Source organism: Apilactobacillus sp. (genome assembly GCF_025290035.1).
Lineage (GTDB): Bacteria > Bacillota > Bacilli > Lactobacillales > Lactobacillaceae > Apilactobacillus.
The window spans coordinates 20,623-38,539 of sequence record NZ_JAMBKT010000003.1; the positions used below are offsets into that span (position 1 = coordinate 20,623).

Genomic DNA, 17,917 nt, shown 5'->3' on the forward strand with positions numbered 1-17,917 from the left:
GTTTTTTGTTAGTATACTCAAAGACCATGAAAGGAGTTTTATGAAAAAAAATAAGAAATCAAGAAAAGTAGGTTTATTTCAAATTGTAATGTTAGGACTTAGTTCCATTATTGGTTCTGGTTGGTTGTTTGGTTCATGGGAGGCTTCTCGTGTTGCTGGACCAGCTGCCATTATCTCATGGGTTATCGGTGCCATTGTTATTGCTTCAATCGCCTTTAACTACATCGAATTAGGTTCAATGTTCCCCGAAAGTGGTGGAATGAGTAAGTATGCTCAATACACCCACGGGTCATTATTAGGATTTATTGCTGCCTGGTCAAACTGGGTTTCATTAGTTACTTTGATCCCAATTGAAGCCGTTGCGGCTACTCAATACATGGGTTCATGGCCTTGGAAATGGGCTCACTGGACTCACGGATTCCTAATTAATGGAGAAATTTCTAATCTAGGTTTATTTGTCGTTTTTCTTTTCATATTAGTCTTCACGCTATTAAATTATTGGTCTGTTAATTTACTAGCTAGATTCACTAGTTTTATTTCAATTTTCAAACTAGGAATTCCGCTACTTACTATCATTATGTTAATCTTGTCAGGTTTCCACAGTGGAAACTTCACTTCACAAGGTTTCATGCCTTATGGTAGTGCCGCTATTTTCTCAGCAACTACTGCATCCGGGATCATCTTCTCATACAATGCATTCCAAGTAGTTATTAACATGGGAAAAGAAATCAAGAACCCTAAGCGAAACATCGCATTAGGTATTACAATCTCACTTGCAATCAGTATCGTTATCTACGTTGCACTACAATTCACATTTATTAGTGCCGTTGAACCATCAGTGCTAGCCAAAGTTGGTTGGCATGGAATTAACTTTGAATCTCCATTTGCCGACTTAGCGATTATGTTAGGTCTACACTGGTTAGCTGTATTGCTATACTTTGATGCATTCATTTCACCATTCGGTACTGGGGTATCATTCGTTGCTCAAACAAGTCGTACTCTTGCTGCAATGGTTGAAAATGAACATATGCCTAAATTCTTAGGTAAAATTAATTCTCGTTGGGGTATCCCTCGAATTGCGATGGTCGTTAACATGATTATCAGTGTGCTATTAGTTGCTTTATTTAGAAGTTGGGGTACACTCGCTAGTGTTATCTCTACTTCTACTTTGATTGCTTACTTAACAGGTCCTGTTACTGTAACATCATTGAGAAAGATGGCACCTAACTTTAAGCGTCCAATCCGTATGAGAATGTTACAATTTATGGCACCATTTGCTTTTGTATTAGCTAGTTTAGCTGCTTACTGGGCAATGTGGCCTACAACTGTAAAGGTTATTATCGTAATTCTATTGGGTCTACCATTCTACTTCTACTTCGAATGGAAAACTAACTGGAGCAAGACTAAGAACCAATTTGCCGGAAGTTTCTGGATGATTGGTTACCTAATCTTTATCTCAGTGATGTCATACGTAGGTTCTACCCCATTTGGTGGTCAAAACTGGATTCCATATCCTTTAGACTTCGTTGTTATCATCATTGTTTCTCTAATCTTCTACAGATGGGGAATCTCCAGTTCAATGGTAAGTACTGATCTTCACAATGCAAAAATGGTCAATGACCAAATCAACTTGGATGCATATGAAGATGAACCAACTAACGAAAATAAAGAAGACAAATAAAGCAAAAGAACACCATTTGGTGTTCTTTTTTATTTTATTTCTTGACAATTAAATTTGATAAACTTAAAATGAACTTAACTTAATTGAAAGGAGAAAGAAACCAATGAAGAATATGTTATCATCAAGTTTAAGTTCTCGTTGGCAAAGCTGGTGCTTATAAGTCGCATGCCCTATCACAGATGCGACTTATATGATGCAATCATTAAGCGCATCTGTACCGGCTTCTTTCTCACGAAATAATAAGCCTGTGCGGATATGATTCAGACACCACAGGCCAAAAATGTATCGGATAACCTGTTGTGTTTTGGGTTATCCGTTTTTTTATTGCATTAATAACCATCTTAACCAAAAAGGAGAATCTATTATGAAGAGACTATATACAGTCATTTGTATCCTAGTTGTACTATTAGGATTTGGTTTTTACCAAGAAAAACAAACACATAAAATTAGCACTAATCATATTCCTACTGTTGGAATTCTACAATTAACAGAACACCCTGCCCTAGACGCGATTCATGCTGGAATCATTGCTGGTCTAAAACAATCTGGTTACACACCAGGTAAGAACATCAACATTGATTTCCAAAACGCTGAAGGTGATCAAGGCAACCTAAAGACAATGAGTTCTAAGTTTGCGACTGAAAATGTTGATTTATCAATCGGAATTACCACACCGTCAGCACAAGTCTTAGCAAACACTGTTAAGAACACTCCATTAATCTTAGGTGCCATTACAGACCCTAAATCAGCTGGATTGGTTAAATCAAACGAACACCCTGGTGGATTGGTTACTGGTGTGTCCGATTTCCCACCAATGAAAGAAGAACTAGAACTAATCAAAAAAATTATGCCTAACCTACATACTTTAGGGGTAATCTACACATCAAGTGATGATTCAGCAACTTCTCAATACCATCAATTCGTTGCATTATGTAAAAAAGAACATATTAACGTTAAAGGTTACTCAATCTCTAACACTAACGACTTGAACCAAGTAGCAACTCAAATGGTGCAAAATGTTGACGCGGTATATGTACCAAATGACAACACTGTTGCATCAGCAATCCAAACATTAGTTAACGTTGCTAACACAAAGAACGTGCCTGTCTTCCCTACTGCATCAACTGTTGTTAAACAAGGTGCGCTAGCTACAATTGGTTTAAACCAATACAAACTAGGTGTTCAAACTGGTAAGATGGCTGCTAAAGTTCTAAAGGGTGCTAACCCAGCAACTATGCCAATCGAAAAATTAGCTCACGGTGACTTAGCAATCAACCTAGCACAGGCTAAACGCTTGGGTATTAAAATTCCTGATTCACTAATCAAAGAAGCCAAAAGAAATGGAGTGATCTACAAATGAGTTTAATTATATCTGCAATCGGACAAGGCCTATTATGGGCTGTCATTGGAATTGGACTATATCTAACATTTAGAATTCTTGATTTCCCTGATATGACTGTTGAAGGAACTTTCCCAATGGGAGCTGCCACTGCGGTAACTGCCATCGCTCATGGTATCAATCCACTCTTGGCAACACTACTAGCCTTTGTGGTTGGTTGTCTTGCTGGTCTAGTAACCGGATTACTTTACACTAAAGCTAAGATTCCTGTTCTATTAGCCGGAATTCTAGTAATGACTGCTTCTTACTCAATTGATCTTCGTATCATGGGTAAACCAAACTTATCATTATTAAACCTACCTACTTTATTAAGTGGTAAATTCCTAAAATCACTTCCTGCCTACTTTGATGGTGTTGTGTTAGGACTAATTGTTATTACAGTTGTGACTGTCATTTTAATCTACTTCCTACAAACTGATTTAGGACAAGCTTTCATCGCCACTGGGGATAACGAAAACATGGCTGAATCACTAGGAATTAACACCGATAACATGAAAATCATGGGTGTCAGTGTTTCTAACGGATTAATCGCCCTAGGTGGTGCCCTAGTTGCTCAAAACAACGGTTACTCTGACGTTAATATGGGAATTGGAATTATCGTTGTTGCCCTAGCTTCTATCATTATCGGTGAAGTTATCTTCGGTGATTTAACTATGAATCAACGTCTAGTCGCTGTCATTGTGGGTAGTATTTTATACCGTTTAGTATTACTACTAGTGCTTCAACTAGGCTTTAACGCCAACGACTTGAACTTAATTTCATCAATCTTATTAGCTATTTTCATGGGAGTACCTGCTTTCGAATCACGCTTCCATCTAAAACATGTTTTAAAAAGGGGGCTAAAAAATGACTAAGACAATCTTTCAATTAAAAGATGTGGTTAAAACTGTTAACCCTGATACTCCTGAAGAATTAAACATTTTAGATCACGTCAATTTAGACATTCATGAAGGTGACTTCATTACCATTTTAGGTTCTAACGGTGCTGGTAAGTCAACTTTATTTAATACCATTGGTGGTAACCTTCGCCCTACTTCCGGCCAAGTTATCTACAAGGATAAAGACATCACTAATATGTCAGTCGTAAAACGCACTTCATTTCTAAGTCGCGTCTTCCAAGACCCTAAATTAGGGACTGCCCCTCGTATGACCGTTGCCGAAAACTTATTACTAGCTGAAAAACGTGGTGGTCATCATCACCTTATTCCTCGTCGTTTGAAGACCCAAATGAAACACTTTGCGGAAATTACTGCTAAAATGAATAATAACCTAAATCATCGTTTAAACACCGCCACTGGTAGCTTATCTGGTGGTCAACGCCAAGCATTGAGTTTCTTAATGGCTACCATCAATCGTCCTGGCATCTTATTATTAGATGAACATACCGCTGCATTGGATCCTAAAACTTCTCAAAAGTTAATGGACATCACCGATGAAACCATCAAAGAACAAAAACTAACTTGTCTAATGATTACTCATCACCTAGAAGATGCCTTAAAATATGGAAACCGCCTATTGGTATTACACCAAGGTAAAATCTCATATGACATCTCTGGAGAAGAAAAAGCCAAGTTAACAAAAGAACAACTAATGACTTTCTTTAATGAAATTCAATAAACAAAAAACACCTTTGAATTAATCAAAGGTGTTTTTATTTTACTTCTTATAAATTTTCACTAGTCCATGTGTTCCATCATCGCCTAAATGGTATTCATCAACCATCTTTTCGTACAGTTCTTTTGCTAGCTTAGTCGCGGGCAAATCAATTTGCATTTCTTCTGCTCCTTGAAGAGCAATGCGTAGATCCTTTAAGAAGTGCTTAGCTGAAAAACCAGGTTTAAAATCACCCGCTAATACTCTAGGTCCATAGTTGTCGAGACTCCAATTATCAGCGCTCCCGCTAGAAACAGTATCCATCATCGAAGCCAAATCCAGCCCTGCGGCTTTGCCATATTCGAACATTTCAACCATCCCCGTCATCGTCCCAGCAATCATGATTTGGTTCGCCATCTTAGTATGTTGACCTTTTCCAGGACCACCAAATAATTTAACTTGGCTTCCCATTACTTCTAAAACGAATTTGACTTGATTAAAGGTCGCTTCATCACCACCGACCATAATGGTAAGTGTGCCATTCCTAGCTCCGACATCCCCACCAGAAACTGGTGCATCTAATGTTTGAATCCCGCGTTTTTGTCCTTCTGCATAAATTTCTTCATCTATTTTAGGAGTACTTGTCGTCGAATCAATTAAAATGGTCTGATCATCAGCTCCAGCAAATAATCCGTGGTCGCCAAAGTAAATTTCTTTAACGTCATCTGGAAAACCAGCAATAGTAATCACCACTGATGAATTTTTAGCCACTTCTTCTGGTGTATCATACCATTTAGCTCCATCATCTAAAACCGTTTGTGCATGCGCCTTAGTACGGTTAAATACGTTCACCTCGTGGTTAGCTTTCAATAAGTTTTGAATCATTGAAGAACCCATTACTCCGGTTCCAATAAAACCAATTTTCATAGTTGATTCCTCCTTTTCTTATAGCCTATAACTATTATCACTTTCTCGCAAACTTTCTGCTTAATTCCTATCGCAGGCAATTTTTGTTATAATAGATAAGTAATACTATTTTTCCGAATGGAGGATTATTTGTATGAATAATGGTGATAACGACAGTAGAATCCGTAAATACACGTTTGATGATACTGTTACAAATGCTAATAAAAGTCGCCAAAACAATAACCGCATTTGGCCGATCATAATTTTTATCGTCGTAGTGGCTGGATTAATTCTAGCTGGTGTTAAAACCATCACCTACTTTACTTCTAATAGCCACTCAAACCAGTCAACCGAGATGAGTTCACAAGTTCGAAATAAACAATCTCAAACCGATTCACAGAATCAAAATGATAGAAATCAATATGCCATGCCAACTAAGAAATCTGGCAAGAAAACGATGTTTGATCGTACCCATATTTTCAGTTCCGTTGCTGATGCTCAAAACTATGCAAAGGCAACCCAAGACCAATGGTTAAAAGCTGGTTATACCAACTATACCGTGTCGGCTGATTCACAAGGTTATTATATTTTGAAATTTATTAAATAGGAGGTTTGTACTATGAAGATTGAAGTTAACTTAGATAATAATCGTCTTCCAGATAAATATACTAGACACGCTGCTGTTGAATATATGGAACATGATTTTCCAGTGGTATCATTCCCATTTTCAATCAAAGATGTCCCTGCAGGAACCAAAGAAATTGCCTTTGCATTAACTGATTTAGATTCAATTCCAGTATGTGGTTTTGAATGGATTCACTGGTTAGTCGCTGGTTTAGACGGCCACGATGTTGACGTCCCAGAAGACGCTAGTCGTAACAACCCATTAAATTGGACACAAGGTTACAACAGTTCTGCTGGTCACATCTATGACATGAAAGACCAACCTATCAGTCAACATTACATGGGACCCAAACCACCTAGTGGTGTTCATGACTACACCTTAACTGTCTATGCATTAGACACCAAATTAAATTTCAATGATGGCTTTTGGTACAACGAACTAATTCATAATATGGCTGGTCATATTATTGAAAAAGTCAAAATCGACTTACCTGTTGAAAACAACTAAAAAAAGAACCGATATTAATCGGTTCTTTTTTTATAGTCTTGCGATGCGTTGGGCTTCATCTTCTAATCTGAAACAAAGCTCTAATGCATCATGACGAAAGTCTTCGACAAAATTTTCTTTTGTCGATTTAAATTCTGCGATTTGACTACCGCTAATCCCAGTGACAGTAAATGTATCTCCATTTAAATGAGAAGTGTCATAGTGGCCTTCTTCTGCTTCTTCTAGGTAATCTTGGAATAAATCAGCAACCGCTTGATAGATTACTTCTTCTTCAGTGACTTGATGACCGTCAATTAGCATACGTGCCATTTTTAATTTTACTTCGTCCATGTTTTCAGGAATTAATTCACTCATTATTAACACCATCCTTATGCATTAATTTTATCATATCCGTAAAAAATTTTGATAATTTTATGCGTCAAACCCAAATCAGTTTTTCAATCATGTTATTATCTTATTATAAAGGAGTGTTCGACATGCAAATTGGAATTATAGGTGCTGGCCCTCGTGGCCTATTAATGTTAAATAACCTTATTTTAAATCATGATGCTAATCATCTAGAAGATATTACAATTCACTTATTCGACCGCTACATTCAAGGTGGCCGTGTGTGGAAAGTTAATCAACCCATCAGTCTAATCATGAATACCCCGGCAAATGAATTATCACTTTTCAATGATAATCAAGCCGATGCTTACTCCATTTCAGAATGGTGTCAATCAGATGAATCAATTAAATTCATCAAACAATTAGATGTTGATAACCGCGATGAACTACTTGAAGCGGTCCAAAAAATTAACGACCGTTCATACGTTCCTCGTGCAATCTGTGGTGCATATTGTCAATGGTTCTTCTCTCTTTTAGAAGATCAAATCAATCAAAATGACCATATTAATTTAGAACTACACTTCAATCAAAATGTAGATGAAGTCAAAGCAAATGACGATGATACATACTCAGTCTTCGCCAACCAACAACAATACAATGTTGACCGTTTAGTATTTAGTTTAGGCCAACAAGAAAATAAATTAACTAAGGATCAAGAATCTCTATTAAAGTATTCCAAGGATTACGACTTAACTTACATTTTACCTGGTGAAGCCGACGAAGCTGACTTAAGCCATATTCAAGCTGACCATAACGTCATTATTCGTGGAATGGGCCTTAGCTTTAATGATTTCGTATCACGTTTAACCGAAGGTCGTGGTGGAACTTTCACTGATAATGGTGATAATACCCTAACTTATCATCCAAGTGGCAAGGAACCAACCATTTATGCTGGTTCAAGACGTGGTGTCCCATATTATCCAAAAGCGATTAGTCAAAAGGCATTTAACGAAAATTATTCAGCTGTCTTTTTAACTAACGAAAATGTGGATAAACATGTGCATAACGGCCACATTAGTTTTGAAGATTTCCACAAACTACTTCGTTTGGATATTGAATACAGATACTATTCTTTCTTATTCGCTTTAAAACATCCCGAAATCAACGTGGAAGAATTCCAACAAGCTTTTATTGATGCAGATGATCACGATTCATTAATCGCTAGTTATCACCTAAATGACGATGAAATCTTTAACTGGGACTTAATTTTAAACCCCGTCGCTGGAATTAAAATCTCAACACTAGATGATTACCAAGGCCATGTTAAAAAATGGTTACAACTAATTGTTGACGATGCTCTATTAGGTTCTAAAACTTCTCCAATTACTGGTGCAATTGAAATGCTAAGGGATTTAAGAGACAATATTCGCTACATTTTATCTAACCACCTATTTACTAACGATGACTTTGCTAACAAGTACCAAGGTCAATTCTCTGCTAACATGAAGTTCCTATCACAAGGTGCTCCCGCTGTGCGTAGTCAAGAAATCATCGCACTAATGAACGCTGGTGTTGTGAAGATTATTGGCCCTCAAATGCAAGTGATTGGTGCTAACCATAAGTTTATTACTCGTTCTGCTTTCTACGGTGAAGAAATTATTCAAGCCGATGCTTTAATTGAAGCCAGAACCAACGCTCCTGTTACTAACGTTTCAGCTAATCCGGTATTAACTAGTATGTTGGATAGTGGAATTGTGTCTGCTGAACAAATTACTTTATCAGATGGCAAAGTCGTGGCTAACTCTTCGGTTGATATCGACTTAGCTACCGATCGTGTCGTTGGTCAAAAGAACTTATACACATGGGGATTAAATACTGAAGGAGTTTACTTTGTGACTTCAGCGATTCCTCGTCCGGGTGTAAATGATTCAATTTACGCTGCAGCAGATAAGATTGCTAAAGAAATTTTTGATATCAAAGTGGATAACCCCACTATTTATATGTAAAAAACGATAATACTACAAAATAAAAACGTCCCTCTGGGACGTTTTTTTAATACAGTTCTTCTTTATGATCGACGATGAAGTCGACAAAATATTGACTCGCAATTGGTAGTTCTTCTTTATTTTTATACACAATTGCGACCGGTCTAGTTACATCTGGGACAATTGGCTTACTAACAACCTTAAAGTCGGTTCTTTCAAACACTAATTCAGATAGAATACTAATGCCCAGTCCGGCTTCAACCATCGCCATGATTGTATAGTCATCTTGAATGATATATCTGACATCTGGAGTTAATCCAGCTTTTTTAAAGGCCTCAAGTGGTTCACTGTAGCCACCACCTTCAACTAATATGAATGGATCATCCACAAGTTTTTCAATCGGAATTTGATTCAATTGAGCTAATGGATGATTTTCCGGTAAGAATGCATGCATGCTGGTCTTATGTATTAATGTCTTATTAAAACCATTTCCAAATTCAGCAGTCATGATGGCAAAATCAATTTGATCATTTTTAAGCCATTCTAGAATGGTTCCATAATCACCTTGATTTAAAATGAAGTTAATTTTAGGGAACTGGGTTTTAAATTCTTTGAATAATTGTGGTAACCAATAACAACTAACACTGGTAATCGCACCGATTCTAATTGTACCGGATTGCAGCCCATTAATTGATTCAGCCGTATCCAATAATGAACGATATTGTTTTAAAGTTTGACGAATAAATGGGTACAGCTTTTCCCCATCAGGTGTTAATTCAACTCCCGAACGTGATCTTTTTAAGATATGCATATTGAATTCTTTTTCTAGACTAGCCATCATCTGACTTACTGATGATTGGGTATAGCCTAGTTGTTCTGCTGCTTTGGTAAAGCTTTTATTTTGCAGCACTGCTTCTAAAACCAAAAAGCGGTTCATTTAATATCACCTTTTCTAATGTAAACATTTTAAATATTAATTTTACTTATGTTGGTTTTCATTATATAGTGTTAGCAACTTATAAACAAGAAAAGGTGATGATACTTATGCAAATTTTTAAGAAAGAATCGGTTAGCAATTATTTAGAGGCTGACTCACGATTAGCAAAGTCATTAAACGCAAAAGACTTAGTTGCATTGGGTATCGGTGCTGTAATCGGAACTGGGATTTTTATTCTTCCTGGTCATGAAGCTGCCAGCCATGCTGGTCCAGCTGTCGCAATTGCCTTTTTAATGGCTGCCATTGTTTCTGGCTTAGTTGGAATGGCCTACGCTGAATTTTCATCAGCAATGCCAATCGCTGGATCAGCATATTCATTTGGTTCAGTTGTCTATGGTGAAATTATTGGTTGGATTTTAGGTTGGGCATTGATTCTAGAATACTTCTTAGCGGTTTCCGCTGAAGCAACTGGTTTCGCTGCCTACTTTAACAACAATATTTTAGCCGCTTTTGGGATTAATATTCCAAAAGCCTTCCAAGCCAGCCCCATGGAAGGTGGCGTGATTAATATCACTGCCGTTATCATTGTGTTAATTATCGCAGGAGTCCTTCTAAAAGGAACCGAAATGTCCAAGAAAGTTGAAAACTTCGCAGTAATTGTTAAGGTTGTTATTATTATCGCATTTATTGTTATTGGTGCATTCTACGTTAAAACTAGCAATTATGTTCCATTCTACCCTTCACAATTCCACTCAACTCCATTTGGTATGGGTGGTATCTTTACTGCAGCTGCTACTGTATTCTTTGCTTTCATCGGGTTTGATGCACTAGCATCTAACTCAGCTGAAACAATTAATCCTGGTAAAAACGTAATTAAAGGAATTTTAGGAACTGTTATCTTTGCTGTAGTGCTATACGTAGCATTCTCCTTTGTATTAACTGGAATCGTTAACTACAAAGAACTAAACGTTGACGACCCCGCTGCTTATGCCCTACAAATTATTCACTTAACAGCATTTAATAAACTAATTACTATTGGTGCTTTGTTTGGTATCTTTACTGCTATGGTAACCATGTTCATCGGTGGATCAAGACTTGTTTATGCATTGGGTCGTGATGGATTGCTTCCTAAATTTATCGGCCGCGTTAGTGAAAAACACTCTGTTCCAAGAAATGCGATTATTATCGCTACTATCGTTCAAGCTGTTTTCGCGGGTTTAGTTCCCCTATCTGAACTAGCTTCACTTATTAATGCCGGTACATTGATTGCATTCGCATTTATCTCATTTGGTGTTATCAAACTACGTCATCGTAAAGACATCCAAAATGATGGTTTCAAAATGCCATGGTATCCATTCCTACCAATTGTCGCTGGAGTATTCAGTATCTTCTTTATTGTCATGCTTCCAGATATCACTAAGATTTTCGTAGCGATTTGGATTGTGATTGGATTTATCTTCTACTTTGCTTATGGTGTTCACCATTCCAAACTACAAAACCAAAAATAAGAAAAAGCCTTCACTTTAAAGTGAAGGCTTTTTTTAGTCTTTATTAAACAAAATAACGATAAATTGAATCGCAGTGATAACTGCTAAAAAGAATATTGCGACCGCAAAGCCAACAACTGGTTGATGAATATTAACTAGATTAACTTTAGTAATAATCGTTGCCACAATCACAGTCCCAATTGCTCCTGCGAATTGTTGAACCGTTGTCAAAATCGCGTTTCCATCTGCTTTTCGTTCATTTTTTAAATAGCTTAGTGCTTTAGTCATGATGTTTCCATATGATAAGCCAATTCCAATCATAATCAATGTATATGTGATGATAAAAAATAGGTCACTCACATGCGCTGAATTCACTGTTAACGCAATTAATGATATCAAGATTAATCCTGATCCAGATAAAATCGGTTTCTTTGCACCCACTTTATCTAATAAAATACCGGATAGCGGTGAAATAATTGCACCTAACACAGCACCAGGTAATAAAATTAATCCAGCAACACTGGAGTCACTATGGTTAATAATTTGCACGTAGTTTGGCACTACAAACGCTAACCCTAAAATGATTAATTGGTTGATAAAAAATGCTAGTAAAAAGCGACTGTATGAGTGATTTTTCAAAATCGATACGTTTAAAATTGGATTAGCCAATTTATTTTGTCTGACCATAAATGATATTAGGGCGATAATCCCGATCACCAATGGTAACCAGACATTCACGTTTAAAATTTGATTAGTACTAATATTACTAATTCCGATAATTAAACCGGCAAAAGTAAATACGATAAATGCAAAACTAACAAAGTCAAAGCGACTAGGTTTTAACTCTGGTTGGCTTAATTTAGGAATGGTAATCATCCCTAAAATCATTGCCAATATTAGTACTGGAATTAAAAAGATAAAAATATAACGCCAGCCAAGTGTATGCACAATAATTCCACCAAATGTGGGCCCGACTGCGGAAGCAGCAGCTGTAATCAATGATCCGAATCCCATCATAAAGCCGAGTCGACTAAGTGGGACGTTATCTAAAATCAGATTGAACATTAACGGTAATGATATCCCGGTTCCAATCCCTTGCACTAGCCTACCAATAATTAAAAAGGTAAAGCTGGGGGCAAATACATCAATTAACAAACCAATCAAAAACATTAACCCTGAAAAAATAAACAAGTGCGTAGTCTTGAAATTCTCTTTTAAGAACTTAGATAACGGAATCACACTAGATAAAACTAATAGATAAATTGTAGTAATCCATTGAACCACATTCAGTCCAATATGGAACTCGCTAATTAACGTAGGAAAGGTAATATTCATTGATGTTTCAACGATTACCCCACTAAAAATCATCACGCCAACAGCGATAATTGATAATAATACACTTCTCGAAATTCTTTCTTTCATTAAATAAACATTATATTTCGTCTCCTATAAAATTTGGTATTAAGATACGAAATAAAATTATATAGATTTTAAAAATTTCTCGCAAACGAAACGACTTACAAAATAAAAAAGTGCTGAACTATTCAGCACTTTAATTATCGTTATATATAAATGAACTATCTGGAATTCTAATTAATGTGTAGCTAGTGTATTGTCTACCTGCACGCATCCCAATACCGTTCAATAAATTGTCTTTATACGTTGCGGTTACTTTAGCAACCCACGCTTTTTGGTATCTTTGATCTAACTTATTAGCTTGACGATCATTCCATCTAACAGCTGACTTTTGCACATTAATCTCATTGTTAGTCCCTACTAACACACTAGATTGTGAACTAGAGACTGAAAGTCGGCGTCCGTTAACCAAATATGAATAAGACTGATTCAATGATGGATTGCTTTCACTTTTGACTTTCACATAGTATGAACTATTCCCATTAGTATCTAATATTAGTGGTTGATAATCGCGCTTAATGTTAACATTTTCCCCGTCAGCACTAACATTTGTATGGAAAGATTCAAATGACATAAATCCCACCCCAATGAACAAGATCACAATCTGGATCGTGGTCTTAACAAGATGGCTAAGTGAAAAGTCGTAGTGCCCATTTATGATTAACCTACTTCTTCGAACCGCGATGTTATAAATAATAAAAATAGCATATGCTAGTAATATAATCCAAAGAAAGAGGCCAACTATATTCCAGGCCGATTTCATAAATCTACTCCTTTTTATAGTAATCCAATATATTATCTATCATACACTATTGTAACACATCTACCAAATTCTTATAGAAACCATTAATTAAAGTACTTTGACTTACTATTAACTAATTTAATTAGTGCTGCTGTATCAGAAAATTCGGTGTAATCATTAACGGTTACTGTCACTAGTCGATCTTTACCTGGCTTTTGCGCAGTGGCCACTAAACATAGTCCCGCTGCAACCGTATAACCAGTCTTTAAGCCATCAACATGTAAGCTTGGGTCATAGAACGGTTTATTTGGTAATAAGCTATTTTCATTGATTAAAGTCTGACCATCAACAGTTTCAGTGGTTTGTTTGGCATCATCCACTACTTGTGGGTAGACACTTAAGACGTGATCAGCGATTTCGGCTAAACTTCTAGCAGAAACCATGTTAGCGGCATCACTACCGCCTACTTGAGCGTAACCGAATTTTTTCAAATCACTATTTTCTAGTCCCGATGAAGAAACGAAAGTAGCGTTTAGGTGCCATGCTTTGGCTTGCTCATTCATCATCTTGATAAACTTAACATTATTCCCTGCAACCCAATTACCTAGCGCGATTGCTGAATTATTGGATGATTCAACCAACGCCGCCTTATATAAATCTCTAACAGTATACTTGTGGCCCTTCTTAAATCTAAAGCCGCCTAATTCACTGTCTTCCCCTAAACGGCGTAGCCCATCATCGTCAGTGTTTACAATTTGATTCCAGCCCTTCGTCTTTTCAGCTTTTTGAATTGTTAGATACAATGTCATCAACTTCGCTAATGATGCGACTTTAATTTTTTGATCTGCATTTTGCATGTAGACGAATTTATTGTTAGTCGCATCCAGCGCCACTACAGCACTGGCATTACCGAATTGGTTGTTACTTGCCTTAATTAAATCTTCGCTATAAGTTTGTTTATCTGTATTGTAGTTAGGTTGATATTCTTCTTTTTTAGTTTCATATTTTTCGTAAACTTGCTTTACTGCGTAGAATGGATTCCCGAATTGTTCATAAATGCCGATTCCAATCGCTGCTACGAAAATGATTGTTAATCTTTTTACTGATTTTTTCATTTAAATAATACTTCCAGTCTAATTATGTACCATATTAAAGTACCATGAAATCACGGATTCAACAACACTTTAAAATTGAACTTGCTTTTAATTTTGGATAATAGTATAGTTGTGGTAAATTGATAATTAATGTTTGGGGTGCCGTTATGGCTGAGAAAACACCCATTGTACCTGATTCAGGATAATCCCTGCGAAGGAAAACAACCCTTTTATTTTTTAAACATAAAATAAATTGGACTCCAGACTAATAATAGTTTGGGGTCTTTTTTTCTGGAGGAAACTATGAAAAACACATGGTCACTTAGAAACATCATTTTACTTACATTAATCTCAATTATCTGTGGAATTATCTTTTTTGCCACAGGATTCCTATACAACGCACTAAGCTTAGCGCTTACTCCATCTGGATTAGCACCATTAGCTAACGACTTACTTCTAGGTCTTTGGATTATGGCTGCACCTTTAGCTGGCTTCATCTTTAAACGCCCTGGTGCACCTTTCTTAGCTGAAGTTATTGGTGCAATCGTGGAAATGTTCTTAGGTGGACAATGGGGTGTCGGTGCTGTCATCTCAGGAATCGAACAAGGTATCGCTACAGAAGTTGGTTTCGTAGCAACAAAATACAAACATTTTGACTGGATTGGAGTTGCCGCAACTACTATCTCAACTACAGTTATTACATTCATCTGGGACTGGTTCAAGAGTGGTTACAACGCATACTCAGTTAACATGCTTATCCTATTATTCTTTGCACGCCTATTATCAATCTTCATCTTTGGTGGCGTTTTATCAAAATTAGTAGCAAACATGCTAGAAAAAAGTCACGTTATCAAGTAATCATTAGGAGTGTCAATTTTGAATACTTTAAACATAAATCATTTGGCTTATCAGTACGCTGATGCACAAAACCCAACTTTTAAAGGGGTTAGTTTGGATTTTAATGCTGGTCAAATGAGCTTGATTTATAGTCCGTCTGGATCCGGTAAATCAACTCTTTTAAAAACTATCGCAGGTTTTTATCCACAATATAACAACGGTACAATCGAAGGCTTTATCAATTTTAACGAACACAATCTTTTTGATTTATCTCAACGTGAGTTAAGACAAACAATCGCAATGATGTTCCAAGATCCATCACAACAATTTTGTATGGCAACGGTTTTAGATGAATTTATCTTCACCCTCGAAAATCTTCAACTAAAGCCGGAAGAAATGGAACAAAGAATTGATGAAGCGTTATCTTTTACTAACTCGATCCATCTAAAGAATAGAAGTTTTAAAACGCTATCAGGTGGAGAAAAGCAAAAGGTGGCGCTAAGTATTGTTGTCGCAATTGATGCGCCGGTCATTTTGTTAGATGAACCGTTTGCCAATGTTGATATTGATTCTCGTTTGGAATTAATCAAACTACTGAACCAATTAAAACAACAAGATAAAATTATCATTGGAATTGATCATGATTTATCTGGGTATGAACATTTTGTAGATCAATTTATTGGTTTTAATGAAACTAACCAGGAATTTGTGCCAATGGATAAAGCACTAGTCACTAAATTGTTCGAACAATTTAACCAAGCTAGTCAACGTCCATGCAAGAATCATCCAGTTGGTGGAGAAATCTTAAAACTACAATCTGTTTCTATCCACAATCATGACATGGAACTAATTGATAATTTAACCTTACCAATTGACAAACAAGCCACTACTTTAATTACCGGCCCTAATGGTTGTGGTAAATCTAGTTTATTTAAAACATTAATCAAGCAACATCAATTTACTGGTGATATTTTATTCAACGATAAATCAATTAATAAGATTCGTTTGAATAAGTATTTAACCCAAGTTGGTTTAATTTTCCAAGAATCCAACAAACAATTTATTAAAATTACTGTCGAAGATGAGATTAACCTATCGATCAAAAATGCGATTAACCAATTTTTAACAGAAGATGAAATTAATCATTATCTACAAGAATTAGGGTTAGCTGATTTGAAAGACCGCGTCATTTACTCATTAAGTGATGGCCAAAAGAAACGTCTTCAAATTATCTCAATGGTCTTGATGGGTCATTCACTATTACTATTAGACGAGCCATTTAATGGTATTAACATTGAATATATTCATGTGGTTTGTGATTTGTTACAACAAGCTAAACAAGCTGGTCAAACCCAAATCATGATTTCTCATCAAACCAACGGTATTGATAATCTAATTGATTATCACTTGGCATTTGAAAATCATCAACTAACTTATCAGGAGGCGTTTTAATGAATCCAGTGCTTAAACTATTGATGATGTTAGTAATCGCTTTAGAAATCTCGTTTACTACATCCATTCAACTAAACGTCGTCATCTTTGTAGTTAGTTTGCTTTATCTAATCTTTTTTGCAACTTGGAAGCGAATTCTATACCTGCTACTAGTTACCTTAGTTCCCGCTTTAGGAATTTACTTTGCGCAAAAGATTAACGGAAACTATCAATACGGAATCTTATTAGTAACGCGTCTATATGCGTTTGTATCACTTGGTGCAACCTACACTTGTAAGACCACGATTGAAGAACTAGCCGCTAGCTTAGGACAAAATTTCCACGTTCCTAGTAAGTTTGCTTACGGTGTCATGGGTGCTTTTAATTTAGTTGATACCATTAAACAAGAAGTAGTTGATATCAAATTAGCTGCTAAAATGCGTAATGTTCATCTATCTTATGCATCCCCCACTCTATATTTCAAAGCAATCTTGGCAGCCATGAATTGGTCAACACTATTGGCCCAAGGCATGAACTCCCATGTCTTTGTCGACAATGAAGCACGCACTCATTTTGAACATATCTCAATTAGAGCCATTGACTATGTGATTTTGATTGCCACAATTATCGCAATTCAACTAATTTTAATTTATTAGTAAAATATCGTTCTCCTAATAGTAAAATAAGTTATAATGTACATGTCGGATGGATTTTGTTAGGAGGGTTCTTATGAATCGTAATTTAAATAAGATTGCTGAAGAAATTGTCAATTATCAAAAAGATCATGACATGCCTGATACACAATTGGCATTCAACTTGCACTTCACGGTAGAGGAACTACACGATATTAAAAGTATGCGTCGTTCCCCTAATCCAGAAGAAGTAAACATTATCAAAAAAACTTTAGGATAAACAAAAAGCTCCGTTATGAAAATAACGGGGCTTTTTTT

18 protein-coding genes and 1 riboswitch are annotated in these 17,917 nt (G+C 36.3%); of the genes, 12 read left to right on the forward strand and 6 right to left on the reverse strand.

Annotated features, from left to right (window positions below; genetic code table 11):
- The first annotated feature begins 40 nt into the window (after window positions 1-40).
- The 4 genes from M3005_RS02030 to M3005_RS02045 all read left to right on the forward strand — a co-directional run bounded on the left by M3005_RS02030 (window position 41) and on the right by M3005_RS02045 (window position 4,697).
- On the forward strand, window positions 41-1,681 hold the full coding sequence (locus tag M3005_RS02030) for an APC family permease (RefSeq protein ID WP_053950379.1): 1,641 nt from the start codon (window positions 41-43) through the stop codon (window positions 1,679-1,681).
- A gap of 364 nt (window positions 1,682-2,045) precedes the next feature.
- Entirely contained in the window at window positions 2,046-3,041 is a 996-nt protein-coding gene (trpX, locus tag M3005_RS02035) for a tryptophan ABC transporter substrate-binding protein (RefSeq protein ID WP_293793253.1), read from the forward strand.
- Window positions 3,038-3,934, forward strand: a complete 897-nt coding sequence (locus M3005_RS02040; RefSeq protein ID WP_053950381.1) for an ABC transporter permease — start codon at window positions 3,038-3,040, stop codon at window positions 3,932-3,934. The genes trpX and M3005_RS02040 overlap by 4 nt, the downstream gene beginning before the upstream one ends.
- Window positions 3,927-4,697 carry an ABC transporter ATP-binding protein gene (locus M3005_RS02045; protein ID WP_053950382.1) on the forward strand — a complete coding sequence of 257 codons (771 nt, stop codon included), beginning with the start codon at window positions 3,927-3,929 and terminating at the stop codon, window positions 4,695-4,697. Before M3005_RS02040 ends, M3005_RS02045 begins: the two co-directional genes overlap by 8 nt.
- A gap of 39 nt (window positions 4,698-4,736) precedes the next feature.
- Here M3005_RS02045 and M3005_RS02050 read toward each other — a convergent pair whose 3' ends face one another.
- Entirely contained in the window at window positions 4,737-5,600 is an 864-nt protein-coding gene (locus M3005_RS02050) for an NAD(P)-dependent oxidoreductase (RefSeq protein ID WP_293793255.1), read from the reverse strand.
- Window positions 5,601-5,733: 133 nt separating this feature from the next.
- On the opposite strand from M3005_RS02050, the gene M3005_RS02055 reads away from it, so the two are divergent.
- A complete protein-coding gene (locus tag M3005_RS02055; RefSeq protein ID WP_293793256.1) occupies window positions 5,734-6,186 on the forward strand; it encodes a hypothetical protein in 453 nt (150 codons plus the stop codon).
- Window positions 6,187-6,198: 12 nt separating this feature from the next.
- Window positions 6,199-6,711 carry a YbhB/YbcL family Raf kinase inhibitor-like protein gene (locus M3005_RS02060; RefSeq protein ID WP_293793258.1) on the forward strand — a complete coding sequence of 171 codons (513 nt, stop codon included), beginning with the start codon at window positions 6,199-6,201 and terminating at the stop codon, window positions 6,709-6,711.
- Window positions 6,712-6,741: 30 nt separating this feature from the next.
- Here M3005_RS02060 and M3005_RS02065 read toward each other — a convergent pair whose 3' ends face one another.
- Entirely contained in the window at window positions 6,742-7,065 is a 324-nt protein-coding gene (locus tag M3005_RS02065; protein ID WP_053950389.1) for a hypothetical protein, read from the reverse strand.
- Window positions 7,066-7,187: 122 nt separating this feature from the next.
- Between M3005_RS02065 and M3005_RS02070 the strand changes: the two genes are divergently transcribed.
- On the forward strand, window positions 7,188-9,044 hold the full coding sequence (locus tag M3005_RS02070) for an FAD/NAD(P)-binding protein (protein WP_293793259.1): 1,857 nt from the start codon (window positions 7,188-7,190) through the stop codon (window positions 9,042-9,044).
- A 46-nt stretch (window positions 9,045-9,090) separates the two neighbouring features.
- On the opposite strand, the gene M3005_RS02075 is transcribed toward M3005_RS02070, so the two are convergent.
- Window positions 9,091-9,960, reverse strand: a complete 870-nt coding sequence (locus M3005_RS02075) for a LysR family transcriptional regulator (protein WP_293793260.1) — start codon at window positions 9,958-9,960, stop codon at window positions 9,091-9,093.
- A gap of 98 nt (window positions 9,961-10,058) precedes the next feature.
- Here M3005_RS02075 and M3005_RS02080 point away from each other — a divergent pair, with 98 nt between their 5' ends.
- Window positions 10,059-11,468 carry an APC family permease gene (locus M3005_RS02080; protein ID WP_293793261.1) on the forward strand — a complete coding sequence of 470 codons (1,410 nt, stop codon included), beginning with the start codon at window positions 10,059-10,061 and terminating at the stop codon, window positions 11,466-11,468.
- A gap of 33 nt (window positions 11,469-11,501) precedes the next feature.
- Here M3005_RS02080 and M3005_RS02085 read toward each other — a convergent pair whose 3' ends face one another.
- The 3 genes from M3005_RS02085 to M3005_RS02095 all read right to left on the reverse strand — a co-directional run bounded on the left by M3005_RS02085 (window position 11,502) and on the right by M3005_RS02095 (window position 14,720).
- Entirely contained in the window at window positions 11,502-12,869 is a 1,368-nt protein-coding gene (locus M3005_RS02085) for an MFS transporter (protein WP_293793263.1), read from the reverse strand.
- 130 nt (window positions 12,870-12,999) lie between these two features.
- Window positions 13,000-13,626 (reverse strand): LVIS_2131 family protein, encoded by a 627-nt coding sequence (locus M3005_RS02090; RefSeq protein ID WP_293793265.1) that lies wholly within the window; start codon window positions 13,624-13,626, stop codon window positions 13,000-13,002.
- A gap of 83 nt (window positions 13,627-13,709) precedes the next feature.
- Entirely contained in the window at window positions 13,710-14,720 is a 1,011-nt protein-coding gene (locus M3005_RS02095) for a D-alanyl-D-alanine carboxypeptidase family protein (RefSeq protein ID WP_293793266.1), read from the reverse strand.
- A 124-nt stretch (window positions 14,721-14,844) separates the two neighbouring features.
- A riboswitch (TPP riboswitch) is annotated at window positions 14,845-14,936 on the forward strand.
- Window positions 14,937-15,002: 66 nt separating this feature from the next.
- Between M3005_RS02095 and M3005_RS02100 the strand changes: the two genes are divergently transcribed.
- From M3005_RS02100 to M3005_RS02115, 4 genes are all read left to right on the forward strand, one after another.
- Window positions 15,003-15,557, forward strand: a complete 555-nt coding sequence (locus M3005_RS02100; RefSeq protein ID WP_293793267.1) for an ECF transporter S component — start codon at window positions 15,003-15,005, stop codon at window positions 15,555-15,557.
- An 18-nt stretch (window positions 15,558-15,575) separates the two neighbouring features.
- A complete protein-coding gene (locus M3005_RS02105) occupies window positions 15,576-16,988 on the forward strand; it encodes an ATP-binding cassette domain-containing protein (RefSeq protein WP_293793269.1) in 1,413 nt (470 codons plus the stop codon).
- Entirely contained in the window at window positions 16,988-17,623 is a 636-nt protein-coding gene (locus tag M3005_RS02110) for an energy-coupling factor transporter transmembrane component T family protein (protein ID WP_293793270.1), read from the forward strand. The genes M3005_RS02105 and M3005_RS02110 overlap by 1 nt, the downstream gene beginning before the upstream one ends.
- A 73-nt stretch (window positions 17,624-17,696) precedes the next feature.
- Window positions 17,697-17,879, forward strand: a complete 183-nt coding sequence (locus M3005_RS02115) for an LBP_cg2779 family protein (RefSeq protein ID WP_293793271.1) — start codon at window positions 17,697-17,699, stop codon at window positions 17,877-17,879.
- Window positions 17,880-17,917 lie beyond the last annotated feature (38 nt).

What these genes read in the sequence shown, in the direction of transcription:
- M3005_RS02080 (WP_293793261.1), top strand. Translation starts at nt 10,059, where the DNA reads ATGATACTTATGCAAATTTTTAAGAAAGAATCGGTTAGCAATTATTTA.
- M3005_RS02045 (WP_053950382.1), top strand. Translation starts at nt 3,927, where the DNA reads ATGACTAAGACAATCTTTCAATTAAAAGATGTGGTTAAAACTGTTAAC.
- M3005_RS02050 (WP_293793255.1), bottom strand. Translation starts at nt 5,600, where the DNA reads ATGAAAATTGGTTTTATTGGAACCGGAGTAATGGGTTCTTCAATGATT.
- M3005_RS02055 (WP_293793256.1), top strand. Translation starts at nt 5,734, where the DNA reads ATGAATAATGGTGATAACGACAGTAGAATCCGTAAATACACGTTTGAT.
- M3005_RS02115 (WP_293793271.1), top strand. Translation starts at nt 17,697, where the DNA reads ATGAATCGTAATTTAAATAAGATTGCTGAAGAAATTGTCAATTATCAA.
- M3005_RS02065 (WP_053950389.1), bottom strand. Translation starts at nt 7,065, where the DNA reads ATGAGTGAATTAATTCCTGAAAACATGGACGAAGTAAAATTAAAAATG.
- M3005_RS02095 (WP_293793266.1), bottom strand. Translation starts at nt 14,720, where the DNA reads ATGAAAAAATCAGTAAAAAGATTAACAATCATTTTCGTAGCAGCGATT.
- M3005_RS02030 (WP_053950379.1), top strand. Translation starts at nt 41, where the DNA reads ATGAAAAAAAATAAGAAATCAAGAAAAGTAGGTTTATTTCAAATTGTA.
- trpX (WP_293793253.1), top strand. Translation starts at nt 2,046, where the DNA reads ATGAAGAGACTATATACAGTCATTTGTATCCTAGTTGTACTATTAGGA.
- M3005_RS02090 (WP_293793265.1), bottom strand. Translation starts at nt 13,626, where the DNA reads ATGAAATCGGCCTGGAATATAGTTGGCCTCTTTCTTTGGATTATATTA.
- M3005_RS02075 (WP_293793260.1), bottom strand. Translation starts at nt 9,960, where the DNA reads ATGAACCGCTTTTTGGTTTTAGAAGCAGTGCTGCAAAATAAAAGCTTT.
- M3005_RS02040 (WP_053950381.1), top strand. Translation starts at nt 3,038, where the DNA reads ATGAGTTTAATTATATCTGCAATCGGACAAGGCCTATTATGGGCTGTC.
- M3005_RS02060 (WP_293793258.1), top strand. Translation starts at nt 6,199, where the DNA reads ATGAAGATTGAAGTTAACTTAGATAATAATCGTCTTCCAGATAAATAT.
- M3005_RS02110 (WP_293793270.1), top strand. Translation starts at nt 16,988, where the DNA reads ATGAATCCAGTGCTTAAACTATTGATGATGTTAGTAATCGCTTTAGAA.
- M3005_RS02070 (WP_293793259.1), top strand. Translation starts at nt 7,188, where the DNA reads ATGCAAATTGGAATTATAGGTGCTGGCCCTCGTGGCCTATTAATGTTA.
- M3005_RS02100 (WP_293793267.1), top strand. Translation starts at nt 15,003, where the DNA reads ATGAAAAACACATGGTCACTTAGAAACATCATTTTACTTACATTAATC.
- M3005_RS02085 (WP_293793263.1), bottom strand. Translation starts at nt 12,869, where the DNA reads ATGAAAGAAAGAATTTCGAGAAGTGTATTATTATCAATTATCGCTGTT.